We start from the raw sequence: 1667 nt of genomic DNA, 5'->3' as shown, positions 1-1667 counted from the left end.
CTCCGGCAGCGTGGTGTCGCTCCACATCGGCTGGGCCCGCCGGTACCGGACCGGGTCGCCGTCGTCCGGGTACCAGGCGACGCCGAAGCCGTCGGCGTTTATGGTGCCGCCGCCGCGCATGTCACGCGGCGCCCACGACTGGCGCAGCAGGCCGTACGGCGGGTCGAACAGCAGGCTGCCCAGGAGCACGGGTGGACCGAGGTACGCGAGGTGACGGCACATCGGGCCGGCTCACTCCTCCGGTCCGGCGTCACGGGCGCAGCGGAAACCGCTGAAGATCTGCCGCCGGATCGGGTAGTCCCAGTTGCGGAACGTGCCCCGGCAGGCGGACCGGTCGGTGCCGAACGAGCCGCCCCGCAGCACCCTGTGGTCGTCGCCGAAGAAGACCTCCGAGTACTCCCGGTAGGGGAACGCGGTGAAGCCCGGGTGCCCACGGAACGGCGACGAGGTCCACTCCCACACGTCGCCGACGAGCTGGTGCACGCCCAGCGGCGACGCGCCCGCCGGGTACGCGCCCACCGGCGCCGGCCACAGGTGCCGCTGGCCCAGGTTGGCGTGCTCGGCGCCCGGATCCTCGTCGCCCCACGGGTAACGGCGGGACCGGCCGGACGCCGGGTCCCAGCGGGCCGCCTTCTCCCACTCCGCCTCGGTGGGCAGCCGCTTGCCGGCCCACGCCGCGTACGCCTGCGCCTCGTACCAGCAGACGTGCACCACCGGCTCGTCGTCGCGGACCGCCGACCAGCGGCCGAACCGGCGGTACGCCCAGCCGTCGCCGTCGCGCCGCCAGTGCATCGGCGCGCTCAGCTCCGCCTCGATCCGGTGCCGCCAGCCGGCCTCGCTCCACCAGCGCGGCTCGTCGTATCCGCCGTCGGCGATGAACGCGCGGTACTGCCCGTTTGTGACCGGCGCGGCGTCGATGAGGTACGCGGGCAGGTCGACGGTGTGCGCCGGGCGCTCGTTGTCCAGTGCCCACGGGTCGGTGGAGGTGCCCATCGTGAACGGCCCGGCCGGCACCCGTACCTCCCCGCCGACCCGGGCCCGGGGCTCCGGCGGGGGCGGCGCGTCCAGCACCGGGGCGCCGGCGCGCAGCTGGTGGGTGGCGAGCATGGTCTCGTCGTGCTGCTGCTCGTGCTGCACGATCATGCCGAACGCGAACCCGTCGGCGACCAGGGGACGCTCGGTGAAGCGGATGCCGTCGAGCAGGTCGAACACCTTGTCGCGGACCGTACGCACGTAGGCGCGCGCCTCGGCCGGCGGCAGCAGCGGCAGCGCCGGGCGGTCCTTGCGGGGCTGCTTGAACGCGTCGTAGAGGTCGTCGATGTCGTGGCGCACCGGTTCGCGGCCGCCGACGTCGCGGACCAGCCACAGCTCCTCCTGGTTGCCGACGTGCGCCAGGTCCCAGACCAGCGGCGACATCAGCGTGGAGTGCTGCCGGACCAGGTCGTCGTCGTCCACCGCGTCGGTGAGCGCCGCGGTGCGGGCGCGGGTCCGCTCCAGCTCCGCGGCGATCCGGTCGCGCAGTCGTTCGGCGTCAGTGCCCGGTCGCTCGGTCGTGGTCACCGGTGTCCCCTCTCCGCGGCGGCACGTCGCCGCCGGATCTCTCGGTGGGTCTCCTCGTGGATGGCGGGCGGCAGATCGAGGCGGGCAGGGCCGTCAGGGCCAGGTCG

1 protein-coding gene and 1 pseudogene are annotated in these 1667 nt (G+C 74.4%); both read right to left on the bottom strand.

The window, feature by feature from the left end:
- Positions 1 to 222 (bottom strand): annotated as a pseudogene (locus tag MCBG_RS03140) (ergothioneine biosynthesis protein EgtC); the annotation flags it as partial.
- A gap of 9 nt (positions 223 to 231) precedes the next feature.
- A complete protein-coding gene (egtB, locus tag MCBG_RS03135) occupies positions 232 to 1560 on the bottom strand; it encodes an ergothioneine biosynthesis protein EgtB (RefSeq protein WP_043323713.1) in 1329 nt (442 codons plus the stop codon).
- Positions 1561 to 1667: the final 107 nt, after the last annotated feature.

This window comes from Micromonospora sp. M42, from assembly GCF_000568915.1.
GTDB classification, from domain to species: Bacteria; Actinomycetota; Actinomycetes; order Mycobacteriales; family Micromonosporaceae; genus Micromonospora; species Micromonospora chalcea.
The sequence above is the reverse complement of the archived record's forward strand: the minus strand, read 5'-3'. Positions and strand labels throughout refer to the sequence as shown.